Below are 16,474 nucleotides of genomic sequence, written 5' to 3' on the forward strand. Positions count from 1 at the left end.
GGAAGTCAATTATTATGAAGAAAAAATTCAAATTACAGGATCTGGATTGTGCAAACTGTGCAGCTAAAATGGAGGAAGCTATCAAAAAAATCGATGGTGTGAATGATGCAAGTGTAAGCTTTATGATGCAAAAGATGACAATCGATGCAGATGATGCGAGATTTGATGAGATTGTAAAAGAAGCAGTTGCTATCTGTGCAAAAGTTGAGCCGGATTGTAAAGTGTTACTGTAATTATTCAGATTCTATGTTATAAAATCCAGTATAGTTGTGAATTAATAAAAGAAAAATCAGATTTTAGGAGGAATTATGACAAAGAAACAAAAAAAGATGTTATACCGAATCATCATAACATTTATTTTATTTTCAATATTGATGGTTACAGAGCATTTAGGAATGTTGGAAAAATTTAATACGATTGTATTATTTATCATTTATTTAATTCCTTATCTGGTTATTGGATATGATATTGTATGGAAGGCAGCCCGAAATATCAAAAATGGACAGATATTTGATGAGAACTTTTTAATGATGATTGCAACTTTCGGTGCTTTCGGAGTGCAGGAATATTCAGAAGCAGTAGCAGTTATGCTGTTCTATCAGGTAGGCGAATTATTTCAGGGATATGCGGTTGGTAAATCGCGCCAGTCTATTTCAGCCATGATGGACATTTGCCCGGAATATGCAAATGTGGAAGAAGATGGGAATCTTGTTCAGGTAGACCCGGATGATGTGGAAATCGGAACCGTGATCGTGATAAAGCCGGGTGAACGTATTCCACTGGATGGCGTTGTTGTAGAAGGTGAATCCATGATCGATACTGCGGCATTGACTGGTGAGTCTGTTCCTAGAAGGGCAGTTGCCGGTGATGAGATTATCAGTGGTTGTGTCAATGGAAGCGGTACGCTGAAAGTTCGTACGACAAAAGAATTTGATGATTCTACAGTTGCAAAGATTTTAGAGCTTGTTGAAAATGCAAGCAGTAAGAAATCGAAAACAGAAAATTTCATTACGAGATTTGCAAAATATTATACACCGGTTGTAACGATTGGTGCAGTTATTCTGGCGGTTTTGCCACCATTAATCCTCGGTGGAGGTTGGGGTGACTGGATTCAGAGGGCATGCATTTTCCTTGTTATCTCATGCCCATGTGCACTTGTTATTTCCGTACCGCTTGGATTTTTCGGTGGAATCGGAGCAGCATCTAAGATTGGTGTACTTGTAAAAGGAAGTAACTACTTAGAAGCTGTTGCGGAGATGACAACGATTGTATTTGACAAAACAGGTACATTGACAAAAGGCGAATTCAAAGTATCCGAGTTGAAACCAGCCAATTGTACAGAAGCGGAATTGTTGGAGCTTGCGGCATTGGGAGAAGGGTATTCTACACATCCGATTGCAAATTCTATCAAAGAAGCATATGCACAAAATATTGATATGAATCGTGTGTCAGATGCGGAAGAAGAAGCCGGACACGGTGTAAATGTTAAGATTGACGGTCAGGAAGTGCTAATTGGTAACGAGAAACTGATGAAAACACATCAGATTGAATATGTGCCATGTGAGAGTGCAGGAACAATCGTATATGTTGCAAAAGCAGGAACATTTGCAGGAGCGATTGTAATTTCCGACACGATTAAAGAAGGTGCCAAAGAGGCAATTCATGATATGAAACAGGTCGGCGTAAAGAAATGTGTTATGTTGACAGGTGACCGTCAGGCAGCAGCACAGGCAGTTGCAGACGAATTGGCTTTGGATGAAGTTCACGCAGAACTGTTTCCGGGAGACAAAGTATCGCAAGTCGAAACTTTGTTATCAAGTCAGGAAAACAAAGAAAAATTAGCATTTGTCGGAGATGGAATCAATGATGCACCGGTACTTTCCAGAGCAGATATCGGTATTGCAATGGGAAGCATGGGTTCCGATGCAGCAATCGAAGCGGCAGATGTTGTATTGATGGATGATGATGTGAGAAAGATCGCATCGGTTGTAAAAATTGCAAGAAAAACACTTAGGATTGTAAAACAGAACATTGTATTTGCACTTGCAGTCAAGGCATTGGTATTAATTCTGGGTGCACTTGGTATGGCAAATATGTGGGAAGCTGTATTTGCAGATGTTGGAGTATCAGTCATTGCAATTTTAAATTCAATGAGAGCGTTGAAATGAACCACAGGGACGGGGATGAATGGCTCTTTTGCGAGCAAAAGAGCCATTCATCCCCGTCCCTAACTGGTTCACTATTGGTTATTCTGGCACTACTGATGTGAAAAAATCTTCAATTGGAGTAGAGAGCACCTGGGATAAACCATACAATTCAATATCTGTTACAGTACGGCTCTGATCTTCAATACGTGAAATAGAACCACGACAAATATAGATTGCCAAAGTCTCTAATTTAGCGGACAATTCCTGCTGACTCATATTCTTTTCTTTACGCAATATTCGTACCTTTTTTCCAATTAAATTCTTGTGATTACTATCGATGATTCTAGCCATAGATTAGCCTCCTTTGTCTTGTAATAAGACATCTTCAATGCTATACTATTTAATAAAATAGTATGTCCTGTGAGAGGACAAAATATGGATTTGAGAGACAAAATATGTCCAATAAAAAATGTCAAATTTATTGAAAATGACAGTATGTGTCCATGGCATCATATATACTAGAAGAAAAAGAGACAGGGAGAAAAAATATGGATAAATCATCGGATGCAAAATCGGAAAGAATACTATCAATCTATTCCAGATTACGACAAGGCAAAGTGATATATAAGGCAGAAGAGAGTCTGCATTTTGATGTGGCACAAAGAACGATACAAAGAGATATTGCTGATATTCAATGTTTCTTAAATAACCAGAATTCAGAAACCGGAGAGATTCAAGAGATTGTGTTTGACAGACAATCAGGTGGATATCGACTGGAAACAAAGTTGCAGAATTGTCTGACAGGAAGTGAATTATTAGCGGTATGTAAAGTGCTATTGGAAAGTCGTTCACTTGTTAAAGAAGAAATGTTTCCAATTATCAATAAATTAATCAATACTTGTAGTGACGAGAAACAGAAGAAACTTGTAAAAGAGTATATAGGAAATGAAATGCATCATTACATAGAGCTTCAACATCATGAAAAGCTATTGAATAAATTATGGATATTGGAAGGCTCGATAAAGAAACAGAGTTATATCGAGGTGGAGTATCAGCGAGTTAACAATAAGAAATTAGTGAAACGTAGATTGAAGCCGGTAGGAATTATGTTTTCAGAGTTTTATTTCTATTTAACGGCGTATATTGAGGATATCGATAAGGAGGAGCATTTTTCAAATCCGAATGATAGTTTCCCGACGATTTATAGGGTGGATAGGATTGAGAATATGCAGGTGTTGGATGAGCATTTCATAGTGCCATATGCAGAGCGATTTGAGGAAGGTGAATTCAGAAAACGCGTTCAGTTCATGTATGGAGGCAGGTTGCAGAAAGTAAAATTGAAATGCAAACAAAGCATTGTAGAAGCAGTTTTAGATAGATTCCCAACTGCAGAGATCACGAAAAGAGAGGGGGAAGAGTGGGAAATAAAAGTGGAGGTGTTTGGAAATGGGATTGATATGTGGCTGAAGGGGCAAGGTGATAAGGTGAAAATGTTATAAATATGAGTGAGGAAAATTAATTTAAGAACTAAATAAGATTAATGAATTATCAGTTAATGATAAGGAAAATAATATCTTAGTTTTTATAGGAATAAAGACTTTACAAACTATAAGGCATAATTAATACACAATGTTCAGGAGGATAATGTTATGGGAAAATATATTACAAATAAAAAGGATATGAAATTTCAAAGTCAGGATGCATTGAAAACAGTTCAGGCGGTTATTGATGATGCGGATAAAGCATTAAAAGATAAGTCAAGAAGAATGGAAAATTCGCCTATAGGCGAAGCTGTTGCTGGTGCAGTAGGGGTAGGAGTAGGAGCAGGTATTGGGTTCGCAGGATTATATCTGGGCGGCTCGGTCGCAGGATTAAGTGCAGCAGGAATAACAAGTGCATTGGCTGCGGCAGGAAGTTTGATAGGAGGTGGAATGGTAGCTGGAATCGCAGTATTGGCAGCTCCGGCAGTTGTATTAGGTGGGGCAGGAATAGGAGTAGCGTCACACATGAAAAAGAAAAAATTGCATGAAGCAAAGGATTTATTATATAAAAATGCACTTGCAAAACAAAGCGCGATCTTAAAAGCTCTGAAAGAAGAAAGTGATGCAGATAAAGACCGAATGGAATATTTGAATGGACTTAATATTCTGTTGCAGGCAGCCATTAAAGATTTACAGCATGATTTAGGAATAGCTGACTAATCAGAAATGAATGGAGAAAATAGTATGGGAAAAGACAGTAAAAAGAAAATGAAAATTCAGAGTCAAGAAGCGTTACAAGTAGTTCAAGCAGTTATTGATGATGCAGATCAAGCTTTAAAAGATACGTCTAGGAAAATGAAAGATTCACAGTTAGGTAAAGTGGCTGCTACCACTGGAATGCTGACAGTAGGAGGAACTATTGGAAGTTCAATTGCTGGATTAGGATTAGGTGCTGTGGGAGCGACAGCAGCAGGTAGTGTATTGACTCTCAGTAGCTTACTTGCATCGCCGGTTGTTGTTTTAGGTGGCATAGGAATAGGCGTAGCATCCCACATTAAAAATAAAAAAATGCAGGAAGCAAAAGAGTTATTATATAAAGATGCAATTGCCAAGCAAAATGCGATTCTAAAAGCTTTGAATGAAGAAAAGAATGCCGATAAAGAAAGAATTGAATATTTAACTCAAATTAATATTTTATTAAAAGAAGCAATTGAAGATTTAAGAAATGATCTGGGCGGGGCACCTTGTTAAGAAAGTTTAAGGAGGAAGTTAAATGAGTAGATTCAAATATTCGGATGACGAATTAGATATTAATAAGGTTTTGAAAATGAACCAAGATAATTCTGATGCATTACTCAATGATTTAGATATGAAGCACACAAGAAGTGTTGCTGATAGCAATATAGATTCGTCCATAGAGTTACTTCGGTCATTGGGAAAGAATAAAGAGATTATTGAATTGTCAAATGAAATCAAAAATAAGAAAGAGGATAGAAAACTAGAGCATAGACCACAATTAGAAACATGGGAAGAACTGGTAGAACAGGCGAATTTACATGAACCAAAAGCTGTTGTCCTAGAAGATATTATGTCTGAAAAAGAAATACAAAGCGCATTTAGAGAAGCGGAAGAAATTAATAAACAGTTTTCCAAAAAGACAAGTATAGTAAATAAAACGGATTTATCATTTCTGGCAATTGCAACAGCTTTACAAGTTACGAAAGCACTTGTGTTTCCATATGTTGCAGAAAAGTTTGACTATGGAAAAAGTTTTAATCCGGAAGAAAGATTAGCGCATAATGATAAATCTATTGAAAAAATGCATAGAGAAGCGAATGATAAATTTCGAGATAAGCATATAGCAAAACATGGGACGGGGCATTGGATAAATATTTTATATCAGACAGTTCCTTATGATATTACAACTGGTTCAAAGGATTTGGGAATTAATATGGGCGGAAAATATCATCGCCTGTATACACTTGGTCATGATCCGATTTTAGGTTGGATTTTTGGTACAGCAAATATTTTGACAGATTGTATTACGTTTAATAATTTTCATACTAATAGAATATCAAGAGTTGATTCTATTACAGGAAAGAATAAGATGGTTATTACACCGGAAGCAGTTTTCGTGGGAACAATGTTTAGGGAATGTTATGAGGAAGTTAGAGCGGATTATTTAAATCTGCCAGCAGCCTTGTTTGCACAAGCTCAGCATTTGAAATCAGATGAATTTACAAAGTTAGGATTACCGGTTCCTTTACTTTCAAGTATAAACGAGAATTTTGCAAGTAAATTATATAGTGAGAATTACGACGCATTGTGTTTTTCACGTGATGTAAAAATAGTTGGTGCTTCATTTGTGATTTCAAAGTTATTTGATATAATTATCTCATTAACTCATGGACTATTTAGAAATGAAGACGAAGACAGGGATTTATACGAAGTTAGGACAAGAAAGATTTTGCTAATTTCAAATAGTATTGCATCTACAAGCTCGCTTATAAACGCAGCTATAACAGAGAATCCGAAGAATCTTGATATTGGAAGTTTATTAAACACAGTTACGCATCTTTTTACTGATTTGAGATTTATTGCAAAGATAAAGCAGGAATTTATAGAAAGTGAAATATCCGACAGAATTCAAAAAGAAATTGCAGAGATTGATGAGTTGTTTGAAACAATATAGTTAGTTGTTGGGCAGTGCATAATATAAAATGAGAATGAAATTTGCATAACTCCACACTACAAAAAAGTAAAGTATTCTGATTGCGAAGAATCCACAAATGAGATAGTATATAGATACAACTGTAAACAATATATAAGCGAATTAAGAAGCAGGTTGAAAAATATGACAAGAGTATATCATGGTACTCTGAAGAAGGCGATTGTAAATATCTATGACTTACAGCTTGCTTTCAAGTGCCCGGAATTACAGCACGATATGCAATACAGAATAAGTTAAGATATCAAGGAGATGGAACCTATGACCACACCAGCATATGATGAATGTTATCTGGACAGTATGATAAAGAAGCACCGATATCTTTTTAAGCTGATCGGGCGCTATTGTGAGGACAATGCATTCGATATAATTGACCAGTATTTATGCTGTGAATACAGAAAGCGAATGGATGAGGGAAACCCATTATATCTCAATAAGACACCAAAACAGATTCTTGGAGAAATGGGAATCGAGGTCGGTCTTGTATCGGATATCAGCGAGGTATATGATGAGTTCATTTTAGCTTGGATGGCAGATATCTATACTTATATGCAGTGGAAATATGCAATCCCATCTGCTAAGATTGGAGAAAAGATAAAAGCGAAAGATTTGTATCATAAGTATAATCCACTACATGAAGCTTCACTGGAAAATGCGGTGGAGAAATTAAAGAAGATATATGATTTGTAACATTCTGTGCAAGAAGAGGTGTTTCATTCAGGCAATACTTTTAGTAGATAGAGGTTATGTATGAAAAAAATTGTATTATTGATAATTTTAGGTATTTTGTCAATTATAATAGGAGCTTCAATATTGAATAAAGAAAATAATAAGCCAAAGAATGGGGAAGTATCCAAAAAGCAAAATGCGCATCTTTTATCAGAAGAAGGAACCGTTTTGGAAAGTCCAAACGACAAAAGAGAAGTTCTTATACAAGTAGACAGTTCAGACAGTAGTTTTGCTTATAATGAGATTACTTTAATTTACACAGGAGCAGCCAATGCTCAAACAATTGATTCATTAAAAGTAGGGGATAAAATAAGATTTTCCTATTTTCCTTATGAACCAACGGATAAACAAACTTTAAATGTTTATATAATTGAAAAATTCTAGAACCATAGGGACGGGGATAACTGGCTTTTCGGCTTGCAAAAAAGCCAGTTATCCCCGTCCTTGTTTGGCACTACTTGTCTCTGTTTGGCCTATTGGCATTTACGATATATATTCCGGCACATACTAAAATTAATGCCATCAGACTTCCAATATTGAATGCCTGTTTTACCTCTCCGAGTATCAGTGCTGATAAAATTACACTGCAAAGAGGATTTACAAATCCAAAAATTGCAACTTTGGAAACATCATTCCATGCAAGAAGTATTGACCAGAGTGTGTATGCCACAGCTGAAACCATTGCAAGATAAAATATTATTATCAGACCTGCGGCAGTAATATTTTCCAGGTGTCCGCCCATTCCAATTCCGATTAAAGCAAGAACAATTCCGCCCATTGTGAATTGGGTTCCGCTTAATACTACAGGTGATACTTTTTTAGAAAAAAGATTGATCAACACAGTAGACATTCCATAAGATAATTGTGCAATCAGGATAAATCCCTCTCCAATTAGTTTAAATCCCATATTCAGGGAATTCCCCATCAGATTAATTACCACTACTCCGGCAAATCCGAGAACGCATCCTACAAGTTTTCTGCCTGTCATACGTTCATTTCGAAATATCAGGCAAGACAATAAAATTGCGATAAAATTTCCAAGACCGGTGATGATTCCACCCTTTACTCCGGATGTGTGTGCAACACCAATATAGAAAAAGAAGTATTGTCCGACTGTCTGAGCAAGACACACGGGAATGGCATATTTGAGAAGTTTCCTATCAGGAAGCATCACTTTCTTTTCCTTGATTGATGCAAAAATTAATACCAGAATACCAGCTAGTGTAAAGCGGATTCCGGCAAAGACAATCTGGCTTGCAGTGTCTGAAGAATCGACTTGCAAGATGTGATACCCTGTTTTAATCACGGGGATTGCACTTCCCCACAGGATACAGCATACACAAGCAAGAAGTGCTACAATACCAGTTTGAGTCAATTTGTTTTGTTTTTGTGACATTTTCGTATTTCTCTTTTCATTTAAATTTCGTTATTTCGATTCTTTTTTTGATAAATTTTGATATTTGATATTCTTTGCATAACGTTCATAAACAACATTATCATAAATATAAGACAAATGAAAGAGGGAGTGCCAAACAGTGACGGAACCACTAGGGACGGGGACGGAATGAACCACTAGGGACGGGGACAATAACATTTAGTTAAGCTTTTTTCAATTAATAGTTGACAAAATCGTAAAAATGTGCGGCACCTTACTGATTATTATAATCAGTAAGGTGCCCTTTGAAGTTAGATATATTTTTACTTCAAGGAGGTACCACACATGTACATGACACCAGCAACTATTCGAAAACGTTTCTTCTCTGTTCTTGAAACAGCAGAGAAAAATATTCATTTGTATGTTAATACTCCAGGTTCAGATATGACCAGACACAGACTCTGTCCTTTTTCTGACACGGTAAAATCTACTCTCTGCCTCACCATGAATAGGACAAATACAGAATTATTTAACTTTTTTATGTCCCAAAACAAGAAAGTTCCATCTAAATCAGCTTTCACACAACAGCGAAAAAAACTAATTGCTGATTTTTTCCCGTATCTTTTAAAATCTTTTAATGAAAAAATTCCTTTTACCAAAACGTATAAAGGGTTTCATCTTGTTGCAGTAGATGGTTCTGATATTAATCTTCCTACTAATAAAAATGATTTTGAATATCGTATAAAACAGGCTCGAAGTGACAATGTGTTTTTTCAGATGCATTTGAACACTTTGTTTGATATCTGTGAAAACAGGTATATTACTGCTGTTACCCAACCACGCCCTAAAATGAATGAAACACAGGCTTTCTGTCATATGGTCGATCACTGTAATCTGCCAGAAAATACGATACTTATCGCAGATAGAGGATATGCCTCGCTAAACACAATGGCTCATTTAATTGAAAAAAAGAAATTTTTTCTCATTCGCTGGAAATCTCCGTCTGCACCATCTGCTTTTCTGAAAGATATTTTGCCAGCTGAAACAGAATCAGATAGAGAGATTGTTTTGGACGTAACAAGATCGAAAAAAAACAAGCATCTTTGTCATGGGGATAAAATGAAAATAGTAAAAAATAAAAGAACCTTCGAGCCGATTCCGATTGATGATAAGAAAAGTGTATATACCATGAAAATTCGATGCACCTGTATACAACTTGAAAATGGAAACTACGAATATTTGATTTCTAATTTACCATTAAAAAATTTTTCTGCACTGGATCTACGAGAACTTTACTGGAAAAGATGGTCTATTGAAACTTCTTTCCGACGCTTAAAATATGCGCTTTCACTAGTGTATTTACATTCGGTTAATCGGGAACTGATTATTCAAGAAGTATATGCAAAACTTATTATGTATAACTTTGCCTCACTTCTTCACACCTTTGCTACAGAAGAAAAAAAGAAAGAGCAAGGAAAGAAAAAAAGGAAATATGAATACAAAATATCCTTTGAAGATGTTCTTCCTATTGCACGAAGATTCATAAAACATCGAATGACGAATGATATAGTAAAAGCTCTAATGCTACGACATCAAACAGCTATTAGGGTGAAACAACAGACCGCTCGACAGGTCAGATCACAAACTGTAAAGCCGTTAAACAATAGAGCTTAACACAAGATATATTATATTGTATTAATCAGGCAGAAGCAAGGCTCTGCCTGATTATGGTGCAAAAAAATATTTTCTTATAAAAATCATCTACTTTTATGATAATAATACTTTTTAAAAGCTTAGGGAAGAGAACTTCAATAGGTTCATACTATGATGAAAAAAGCTTAACTAAATGTTATTGGGACGGGGATGAATGGCTCTTTTGCTCGCAAAAGAGCCGTTCATCCCCGTCCCCAAGTGGTTCACGTCCCCAAGTGGTTCATTCATCCCCGTCCCTAGTGGTCAAACCCCAATACCTGCATATCCTCAGGTAGTGGCGCAATAAAGTCCATATGCTCCCCAGTAATCGGATGAGTAAACTGCATACGATAGGAATGTAGTGCCTGTCGACTCATAAATTCCATATCCGGGTTGTAGAGATAATCTCCAATCAGCGGAAAACCGAGATATTTCATATGAATACGAATCTGATGGGTACGGCCCGTTTCCAGATGAAGGGAGACAAGGCTGTGCCCGTTTTTCTCTTCTAATACCTGATAATGTGTCACGGCCCGTTCACCATGTTCAAAATCGACGGTACGTTCAATGATTGAGCCTGGCTTTCGGGAAAGCGGAGCATCAATTGTACCACAAGGTGGTGTTACAGAACCACGGACGATGGCACGATATTCTCTCGAAATCGTATGTTCTCTTACCATTTGAGAGAGGATACTGGAACTGACCATATGTTTTGCGATAATCGTCAGACCGGAAGTGTCACGGTCCAGGCGGTTGGTACAACGGAAGATAAATGGTTTTCCTTGCTGTTCGTAATACCAGGCCAATGCATTTGCAAGAGAGTTGTAATAATTATTTTGTGATGGATGGATTGGCATGCCGGCAGGTTTGTTGATGACAAGAATATCTTCATCTTCGTAAATGATATTTAGCGGAAGTTCTGTCGGTGGAATCTTCTCGGAACATTCAGTTTCCTGAATGCGGATAGTAAGCGTGTCATCCGTATGAAGGTGTTCATTTAGATGAAGCCAGACTCCGTTTACAAGAATGCTTTCGTGCATCTTCTTTAACTCCGTAAGATTCTGGCGAGAGTAATCTTGGCGGCGTAAAAACTGTTCGATGCGAAGCCCGGAATCGGATTTAGATATATGGTAAGTGATTGTGCGGTTCATGTAATTTGAAAATCTCCTTTTATAGTCTGAAAATAGTGTATCATATTTGTCAACTAGGGAACCACAGGGACGGGGATAACTGGCTCTTTTGCGAGCAAAAGAGCCAGTTATCCCCATCCCTGTGGTTCCCTGTGGTTCTACTTGTCAACTATACTATCAATTGTGTATAATAGAAAAATCAGAAAAACACTGAATATGAATTTACGAGAGGTAAGAAAGACAAGTATGGATATTAATCAGAGATTAACAGAAGAACTTCAGGTAAAACGCTGGCAGATTGATGCAGCGGTAAAATTAATAGATGAGGGAAATACAATTCCATTTATTTCACGATATAGAAAAGAAGCAACTGGTTCATTAAATGATGAGCAGTTGAGAAAGTTATATGAGAGACTTGTGTATCTTCGCAATCTGGAAGAGAAGAAGGAACAGGTGTTATCAAGCATTGAAGAACAGGGCAAGCTGACAGAAGAGCTTAAAGCACAAATTCTTGCGGCAGAAACGCTTGTTGTTGTGGAGGATTTGTATCGTCCATATCGTCCGAAGAGAAGAACGCGTGCGACGATCGCGAAGGAAAAAGGACTGGAACCTCTGGCAGCATTGATCACATTGCAGCAGACGAAAGTTGCACTGGAAGAGGAAGCACAAAAATATATATCAGAAGAAAAAGATGTGAAGACAGTGGATGATGCCATCGCAGGAGCAAAAGATATCATTGCAGAATCTATTTCAGATGAGGCGGACTATCGTAGCTGGATTCGTAAGCAGACAATGAAAAAAGGTAAGCTGGTGTCAACAGCAAAAGATGCCGAGGCAGAGTCTGTCTATGAGATGTATTATGAATTTGAAGAAGCTTTGAGTAAGCTGGCAGGACACCGTATACTTGCGTTGAATCGTGGTGAGAAAGAAAAATTCCTGACAGTAAAGATTGAGGCACCGGAAGACGATATTTTGCGTTACATAGAAAAGCAGGTGATACACCAGGATAATCCATATACGACACCGGTTTTAAAAGCGGTTGTGGAAGATAGTTATAAACGTCTGATCGCACCGGCGATTGAGCGTGAAATTCGAAGCGAATTGACAGAGACGGCAGAAGATGGCGCAATTGAAGTATTTGGCAAAAACCTTCATCAGCTTTTGATGCAGCCGCCAATTACAGGTCAGGTCGTGCTTGGATGGGACCCGGCATTTCGTACAGGATGTAAACTGGCAGTAGTGGATGCGACTGGAAAAGTAATCGGCACAACAGTCATTTACCCGACAGCACCGACTACTCCGGCAAAGATTAAGGCATCGAAGGATTTGCTTAAGAAAATTATTCCAAAGTACCATGTGTCATTGATTTCTCTTGGAAATGGAACGGCTTCACGTGAGTCTGAGCAGTTTATTGTAGAGTTATTAAAAGAGATGCCGGATCAGCATGTGCAGTATGTAATCGTAAATGAGGCCGGAGCTTCGGTATATTCGGCAAGTAAGCTGGCAAGCGAAGAATTTCCAAAGTTTGATGTAGGACAGAGAAGTGCGGCATCAATCGCACGCCGTTTGCAGGACCCACTGGCAGAGCTTGTTAAGATCGATCCAAAATCCATCGGTGTCGGTCAGTATCAGCATGACATGAACCAGAAGAAACTGGGTGAATCTCTGAATGGTGTGGTAGAAGATTGTGTAAATAAAGTCGGTGTGGATCTAAATACAGCGTCTGCCCCATTATTATCTTATATTTCAGGTATTTCCAGTGCCATTGCAAAAAATATTGTTGCATATCGTGAGGAAAACGGAACATTTGCAGACCGTAAACAATTATTAAAGGTTGCAAAACTCGGACCAAAAGCATTTGAGCAGTGCGCCGGATTTATGAGAATCCAGGGCGGAAAGAATCCTTTGGATGCCACAGGAGTACATCCGGAATCTTACGAGGCAGCAGCGAAGCTTCTTGAAAAACAGGGCTTTTCACTGGACGATATCAGAAATGGTAATCTGACCGGATTGTCATTGACGATCAAGGATTATAAGAAACTGGCAGAAGAACTGGAAATTGGTGAAATTACATTGCGAGATATCGTAAAAGAACTGGAAAAACCAGCAAGAGATCCGCGTGATGAGATGCCGAAACCAATCCTCCGCACAGACGTACTGGAGATGAAAGACTTGAAAGAAGGCATGGTTTTAAAAGGAACTGTGCGAAATGTAATTGATTTTGGTGTATTTGTTGATATCGGAGTACATCAGGATGGGCTCGTACACATTTCACAGATTACAGATAAATATATCAAACACCCATTAGAAGCAGTCAGTGTGGGCGACATCGTAGATGTTAAAGTAATGAGTGTGGATTTGAAGAAAAAGAGAATCCAGCTTACAATGCGTGGAATTTCACAATAAAAAATAAGAAGAAAAAACTAAAAAATGTTTTTAAACGGAAACAATTGTCAACTTTAAATAAAAATAGGTTGACAATTGTTTTCTTTTTTTTTATACTGTCAACGTATTGTTGTTTGCTAAAGATTAGTTGAAGCAATCAATATATTCATGAATGAAGTGGATGAATAGTTATTACGAATGGGAGGCATAAAAATATGCAAAAATCAAAAATTTCAGTTCAGGATATCTGTAGTATTGCAATCATGACAGCGATTACTGTAGTGATGGCACAGATTTCAATTCCAATGCCAATGGGTGTACCAATGACGATGCAGACATTTGCTATTACACTGGCCGGAGTTATTCTTGGTTCGAAAAAGGGCGGTCTGTCAATTCTTGTTTACGTTTTACTCGGAGCAATCGGTGTACCGGTATTTGCAGGATTTTCAGGTGGAGTTCAGAACCTGATCGGACCTACAGGCGGATTTATTATTTCATTTCCAATTATGGCTTATGTCATTGGTCTTGGTGTTGAACACCGTAAGAAAAAAGGAATGTTCGTATTGATGCTTATCCTTGGAACAGTTTTGAATTATGTGGTTGGTGTAGCAATGTTCTGCATTATCATGAACAGCTCTGTTATGACAGGAATTACAGCCTGCGTACTTCCATTTATTCCAACTGCAATTATTAAAGCTGTTGTTGCAGCACTTTTAGGATTGCAGATCCGTTCAAGATTGGGAGCAGCATTACAATGGGCATAAAATTAAGACCACACCATTTATTGTGTACGCAAGGGTATAGCGGAAAAGGATATAGTGAGGAATTTGTAGAGCATATGAATGAGGTTGTGGCAATGCTTCGAAGAGAAGAACCGACCTTAATTGATCTGACATTTTCAACAGATACATTGTGCGGCGCCTGTCCAAATATGAAGGCTGTCGATAATTGTGAGACAAATGAAAAAGTAAAACGATATGACCGAAAGGTAGTAGAATATTTTCAATTAGAAGAGAAAGAATATGTTTATCAGGAGCTCGTGAAACAGATTCGGGAACAGATCACTCCTGAGATGCTGGAAGATATCTGTGACGGATGTAGCTGGTATCCGATCAGTGCCTGTCGCAAAAAGATATTATGCAATTATTTCCAGAGGTTAGATAAAGCAGAGTAATCAGTGAATATTGAAGATAAGAATGCAGAGGCATTCTTGAATGTAAAGGAGCATTTTTCTGTTCTGTATATAAAAATGATAATTGGCTTCATAAGGAGGTCAGTTATCATTTTTTTATTCAAATTTCCTTGACATCTCCTGTAAAACACAGCACAATATTAGTTAGAGTATACAAAAAAATGTACGTAATTACAAAAAAGAAATGGGGAAAGAACATGAAGATTTTAATTAAAAACGGCATGATTGTTTCTGATTCAGAAACTTATCAGGCAGATATTTTGATTGAGGATGAAAAAGTAAAATGGATTGGAACAGATTTGCCAAAGACAGATGTAGACACAGTGATCGATGCAGAAGGAAAATATGTAATTCCGGGAGCTATTGATGTGCACACACATATGGACATTGATGTCGGGATTGCAAGAGCAGTAGATGATTTCTATGACGGAACAGTTGCTGCGGCATGTGGAGGTACAACTTCGATCGTGGATCATATGGGGTTTGGTCCGGCAGGAGTTCCGCTTCATTATCAGTTTAATGAGTATAAAAAACTGACAGAAGGAAAAGCTGTCATTGACTATGGATTCCATGGTGTTGCACAGCATGTGGATGATGACATTATCGCAGAGCTTGAGACAATGGCAGAGGATGGAATTCCAAGTGTGAAAGCGTATTTGACTTATGGATTTAAACTGAATGACGCAGAAGTCCTCCAGATATTGAAAAAGATGAAAGAGATTGGCGGAGTGACAGCATTTCACTGTGAGAACCATGAATTAGTAGAATACATGAGAAAAAAACTGGTAGAGGAAGGGAAAACAGCACCGATTTACCATGCGAAGAGCCGTCCGAATCTGGTAGAAGCGGAAGCAGTAGAGAGAGTATTGAAGCTTGCACGCCTTGCGGGAGACGCACCGGTTTACATCGTTCATTTATCATGTAAAGAAAGTCTGGAAGCAGTTCGTGAAGCAAGAAGAAACGGACAGAAGAACATTTTTGTAGAGACATGCCCACAGTATCTGCTGTTGACAGAAGAATGTTATGAAAGAGAAGATGGTTTGAAATATATCATGTCGCCACCGCTTCGTACACAGGCAGACTGTGATGCACTCTGGGAAGGGCTGGCAGATGGAACAATCCAGGTTGTGGCAACGGACCATTGTCCATTTAATTATGGAATTGAAAAACAGATGGGTAAAGATGATTTTACAAAATGTCCAAACGGTGCACCGGGAGTCGAGGAACGCTTGATGCTTCTTTATTCAGAAGGTGTTGTGAAAAATAGAATTTCATTCCAGAAACTGGTAGAGACTCTTTGTACAAATCCGGCCAAGATTTATGGATTATGTCCACAAAAAGGCGTATTGCAGCCGGGAGCGGACGGAGATCTGGTAGTGATCGATCCGAAGAAAGAGTCTGTTATTACAAAGAGCAGAATGCATGGGGCAGCAGATTACACAGGATATGAAGGATGGAATATAAACGGTGAGATCGACATGGTTATGCAGCGTGGACGCGTGATCGTAAAAGAGAATGATTTTGTGGGAGAAAAAGGTGCAGGACAGTTTATCCACCGTCACACATTAAAGGCAGAAGATATAAATTAAGGGCTGTAAAAACAGTTATGAGCAGG

General features: G+C 37.9%; 16 protein-coding genes. 13 read left to right on the forward strand and 3 right to left on the reverse strand.

Annotation, left to right across the window (positions count from 1 at the left end; all coding sequences use genetic code 11):
- Positions 1 to 14: 14 nt before the first annotated feature.
- Positions 15 to 233 carry a heavy-metal-associated domain-containing protein gene (locus H8S40_RS03960; protein WP_117992008.1) on the forward strand — a complete coding sequence of 73 codons (219 nt, stop codon included), beginning with the start codon at positions 15 to 17 and terminating at the stop codon, positions 231 to 233.
- Between the two features lie 75 nt (positions 234 to 308).
- Positions 309 to 2,168, forward strand: coding sequence for a heavy metal translocating P-type ATPase (locus tag H8S40_RS03965; RefSeq protein WP_186864612.1), 1,860 nt, complete (start codon positions 309 to 311; stop codon positions 2,166 to 2,168).
- 78 nt (positions 2,169 to 2,246) lie between these two features.
- Here the strand turns inward: H8S40_RS03965 and H8S40_RS03970 are convergent, their stop codons facing one another.
- On the reverse strand, positions 2,247 to 2,498 hold the full coding sequence (locus H8S40_RS03970; RefSeq protein WP_186864613.1) for a helix-turn-helix domain-containing protein: 252 nt from the start codon (positions 2,496 to 2,498) through the stop codon (positions 2,247 to 2,249).
- 197 nt (positions 2,499 to 2,695) lie between these two features.
- On the opposite strand from H8S40_RS03970, the gene H8S40_RS03975 reads away from it, so the two are divergent.
- The 6 genes from H8S40_RS03975 to H8S40_RS04000 all read left to right on the forward strand — a co-directional run bounded on the left by H8S40_RS03975 (position 2,696) and on the right by H8S40_RS04000 (position 7,469).
- Entirely contained in the window at positions 2,696 to 3,646 is a 951-nt protein-coding gene (locus tag H8S40_RS03975; RefSeq protein ID WP_186864614.1) for a helix-turn-helix transcriptional regulator, read from the forward strand.
- 150 nt (positions 3,647 to 3,796) lie between these two features.
- On the forward strand, positions 3,797 to 4,348 hold the full coding sequence (locus H8S40_RS03980; protein ID WP_186864615.1) for a hypothetical protein: 552 nt from the start codon (positions 3,797 to 3,799) through the stop codon (positions 4,346 to 4,348).
- Positions 4,349 to 4,372: 24 nt separating this feature from the next.
- Entirely contained in the window at positions 4,373 to 4,879 is a 507-nt protein-coding gene (locus H8S40_RS03985) for a hypothetical protein (RefSeq protein WP_186864616.1), read from the forward strand.
- A 22-nt stretch (positions 4,880 to 4,901) separates the two neighbouring features.
- The gene (locus H8S40_RS03990) at positions 4,902 to 6,320 is read left to right on the forward strand and encodes a hypothetical protein (protein WP_186864617.1); all 1,419 of its coding nucleotides are present in this window, start codon (positions 4,902 to 4,904) and stop codon (positions 6,318 to 6,320) included.
- A gap of 297 nt (positions 6,321 to 6,617) precedes the next feature.
- Entirely contained in the window at positions 6,618 to 7,046 is a 429-nt protein-coding gene (locus H8S40_RS03995; protein WP_186864618.1) for a hypothetical protein, read from the forward strand.
- Positions 7,047 to 7,106: 60 nt separating this feature from the next.
- On the forward strand, positions 7,107 to 7,469 hold the full coding sequence (locus H8S40_RS04000) for a hypothetical protein (protein ID WP_186864619.1): 363 nt from the start codon (positions 7,107 to 7,109) through the stop codon (positions 7,467 to 7,469).
- Positions 7,470 to 7,539: 70 nt separating this feature from the next.
- On the opposite strand, the gene H8S40_RS04005 is transcribed toward H8S40_RS04000, so the two are convergent.
- Positions 7,540 to 8,481, reverse strand: a complete 942-nt coding sequence (locus tag H8S40_RS04005) for a DMT family transporter (protein ID WP_186864620.1) — start codon at positions 8,479 to 8,481, stop codon at positions 7,540 to 7,542.
- A gap of 324 nt (positions 8,482 to 8,805) precedes the next feature.
- Here H8S40_RS04005 and H8S40_RS04010 point away from each other — a divergent pair, with 324 nt between their 5' ends.
- A complete protein-coding gene (locus H8S40_RS04010) occupies positions 8,806 to 10,134 on the forward strand; it encodes an IS4 family transposase (RefSeq protein WP_186864359.1) in 1,329 nt (442 codons plus the stop codon).
- Between the two features lie 275 nt (positions 10,135 to 10,409).
- On the opposite strand, the gene H8S40_RS04015 is transcribed toward H8S40_RS04010, so the two are convergent.
- Positions 10,410 to 11,303, reverse strand: a complete 894-nt coding sequence (locus tag H8S40_RS04015; RefSeq protein WP_186864621.1) for an RluA family pseudouridine synthase — start codon at positions 11,301 to 11,303, stop codon at positions 10,410 to 10,412.
- 225 nt (positions 11,304 to 11,528) lie between these two features.
- Between H8S40_RS04015 and H8S40_RS04020 the strand changes: the two genes are divergently transcribed.
- The 4 genes from H8S40_RS04020 to hydA all read left to right on the forward strand — a co-directional run bounded on the left by H8S40_RS04020 (position 11,529) and on the right by hydA (position 16,448).
- The gene (locus H8S40_RS04020; RefSeq protein ID WP_186865618.1) at positions 11,529 to 13,688 is read left to right on the forward strand and encodes a Tex family protein; all 2,160 of its coding nucleotides are present in this window, start codon (positions 11,529 to 11,531) and stop codon (positions 13,686 to 13,688) included.
- 194 nt (positions 13,689 to 13,882) lie between these two features.
- Entirely contained in the window at positions 13,883 to 14,431 is a 549-nt protein-coding gene (locus H8S40_RS04025; protein WP_117992005.1) for a biotin transporter BioY, read from the forward strand.
- Complete coding sequence (locus H8S40_RS04030; RefSeq protein WP_022074823.1) at positions 14,422 to 14,841, forward strand: DUF1284 domain-containing protein; 420 nt, start codon at positions 14,422 to 14,424, stop codon at positions 14,839 to 14,841. Before H8S40_RS04025 ends, H8S40_RS04030 begins: the two co-directional genes overlap by 10 nt.
- Before the next feature lie 215 nt (positions 14,842 to 15,056).
- Positions 15,057 to 16,448, forward strand: coding sequence for a dihydropyrimidinase (gene hydA, locus H8S40_RS04035; protein ID WP_186864622.1), 1,392 nt, complete (start codon positions 15,057 to 15,059; stop codon positions 16,446 to 16,448).
- Positions 16,449 to 16,474: the final 26 nt, after the last annotated feature.

Source organism: Ruminococcus hominis, assembly GCF_014287355.1.
Taxonomy (GTDB): Bacteria; Bacillota; Clostridia; order Lachnospirales; family Lachnospiraceae; genus Schaedlerella; species Schaedlerella hominis.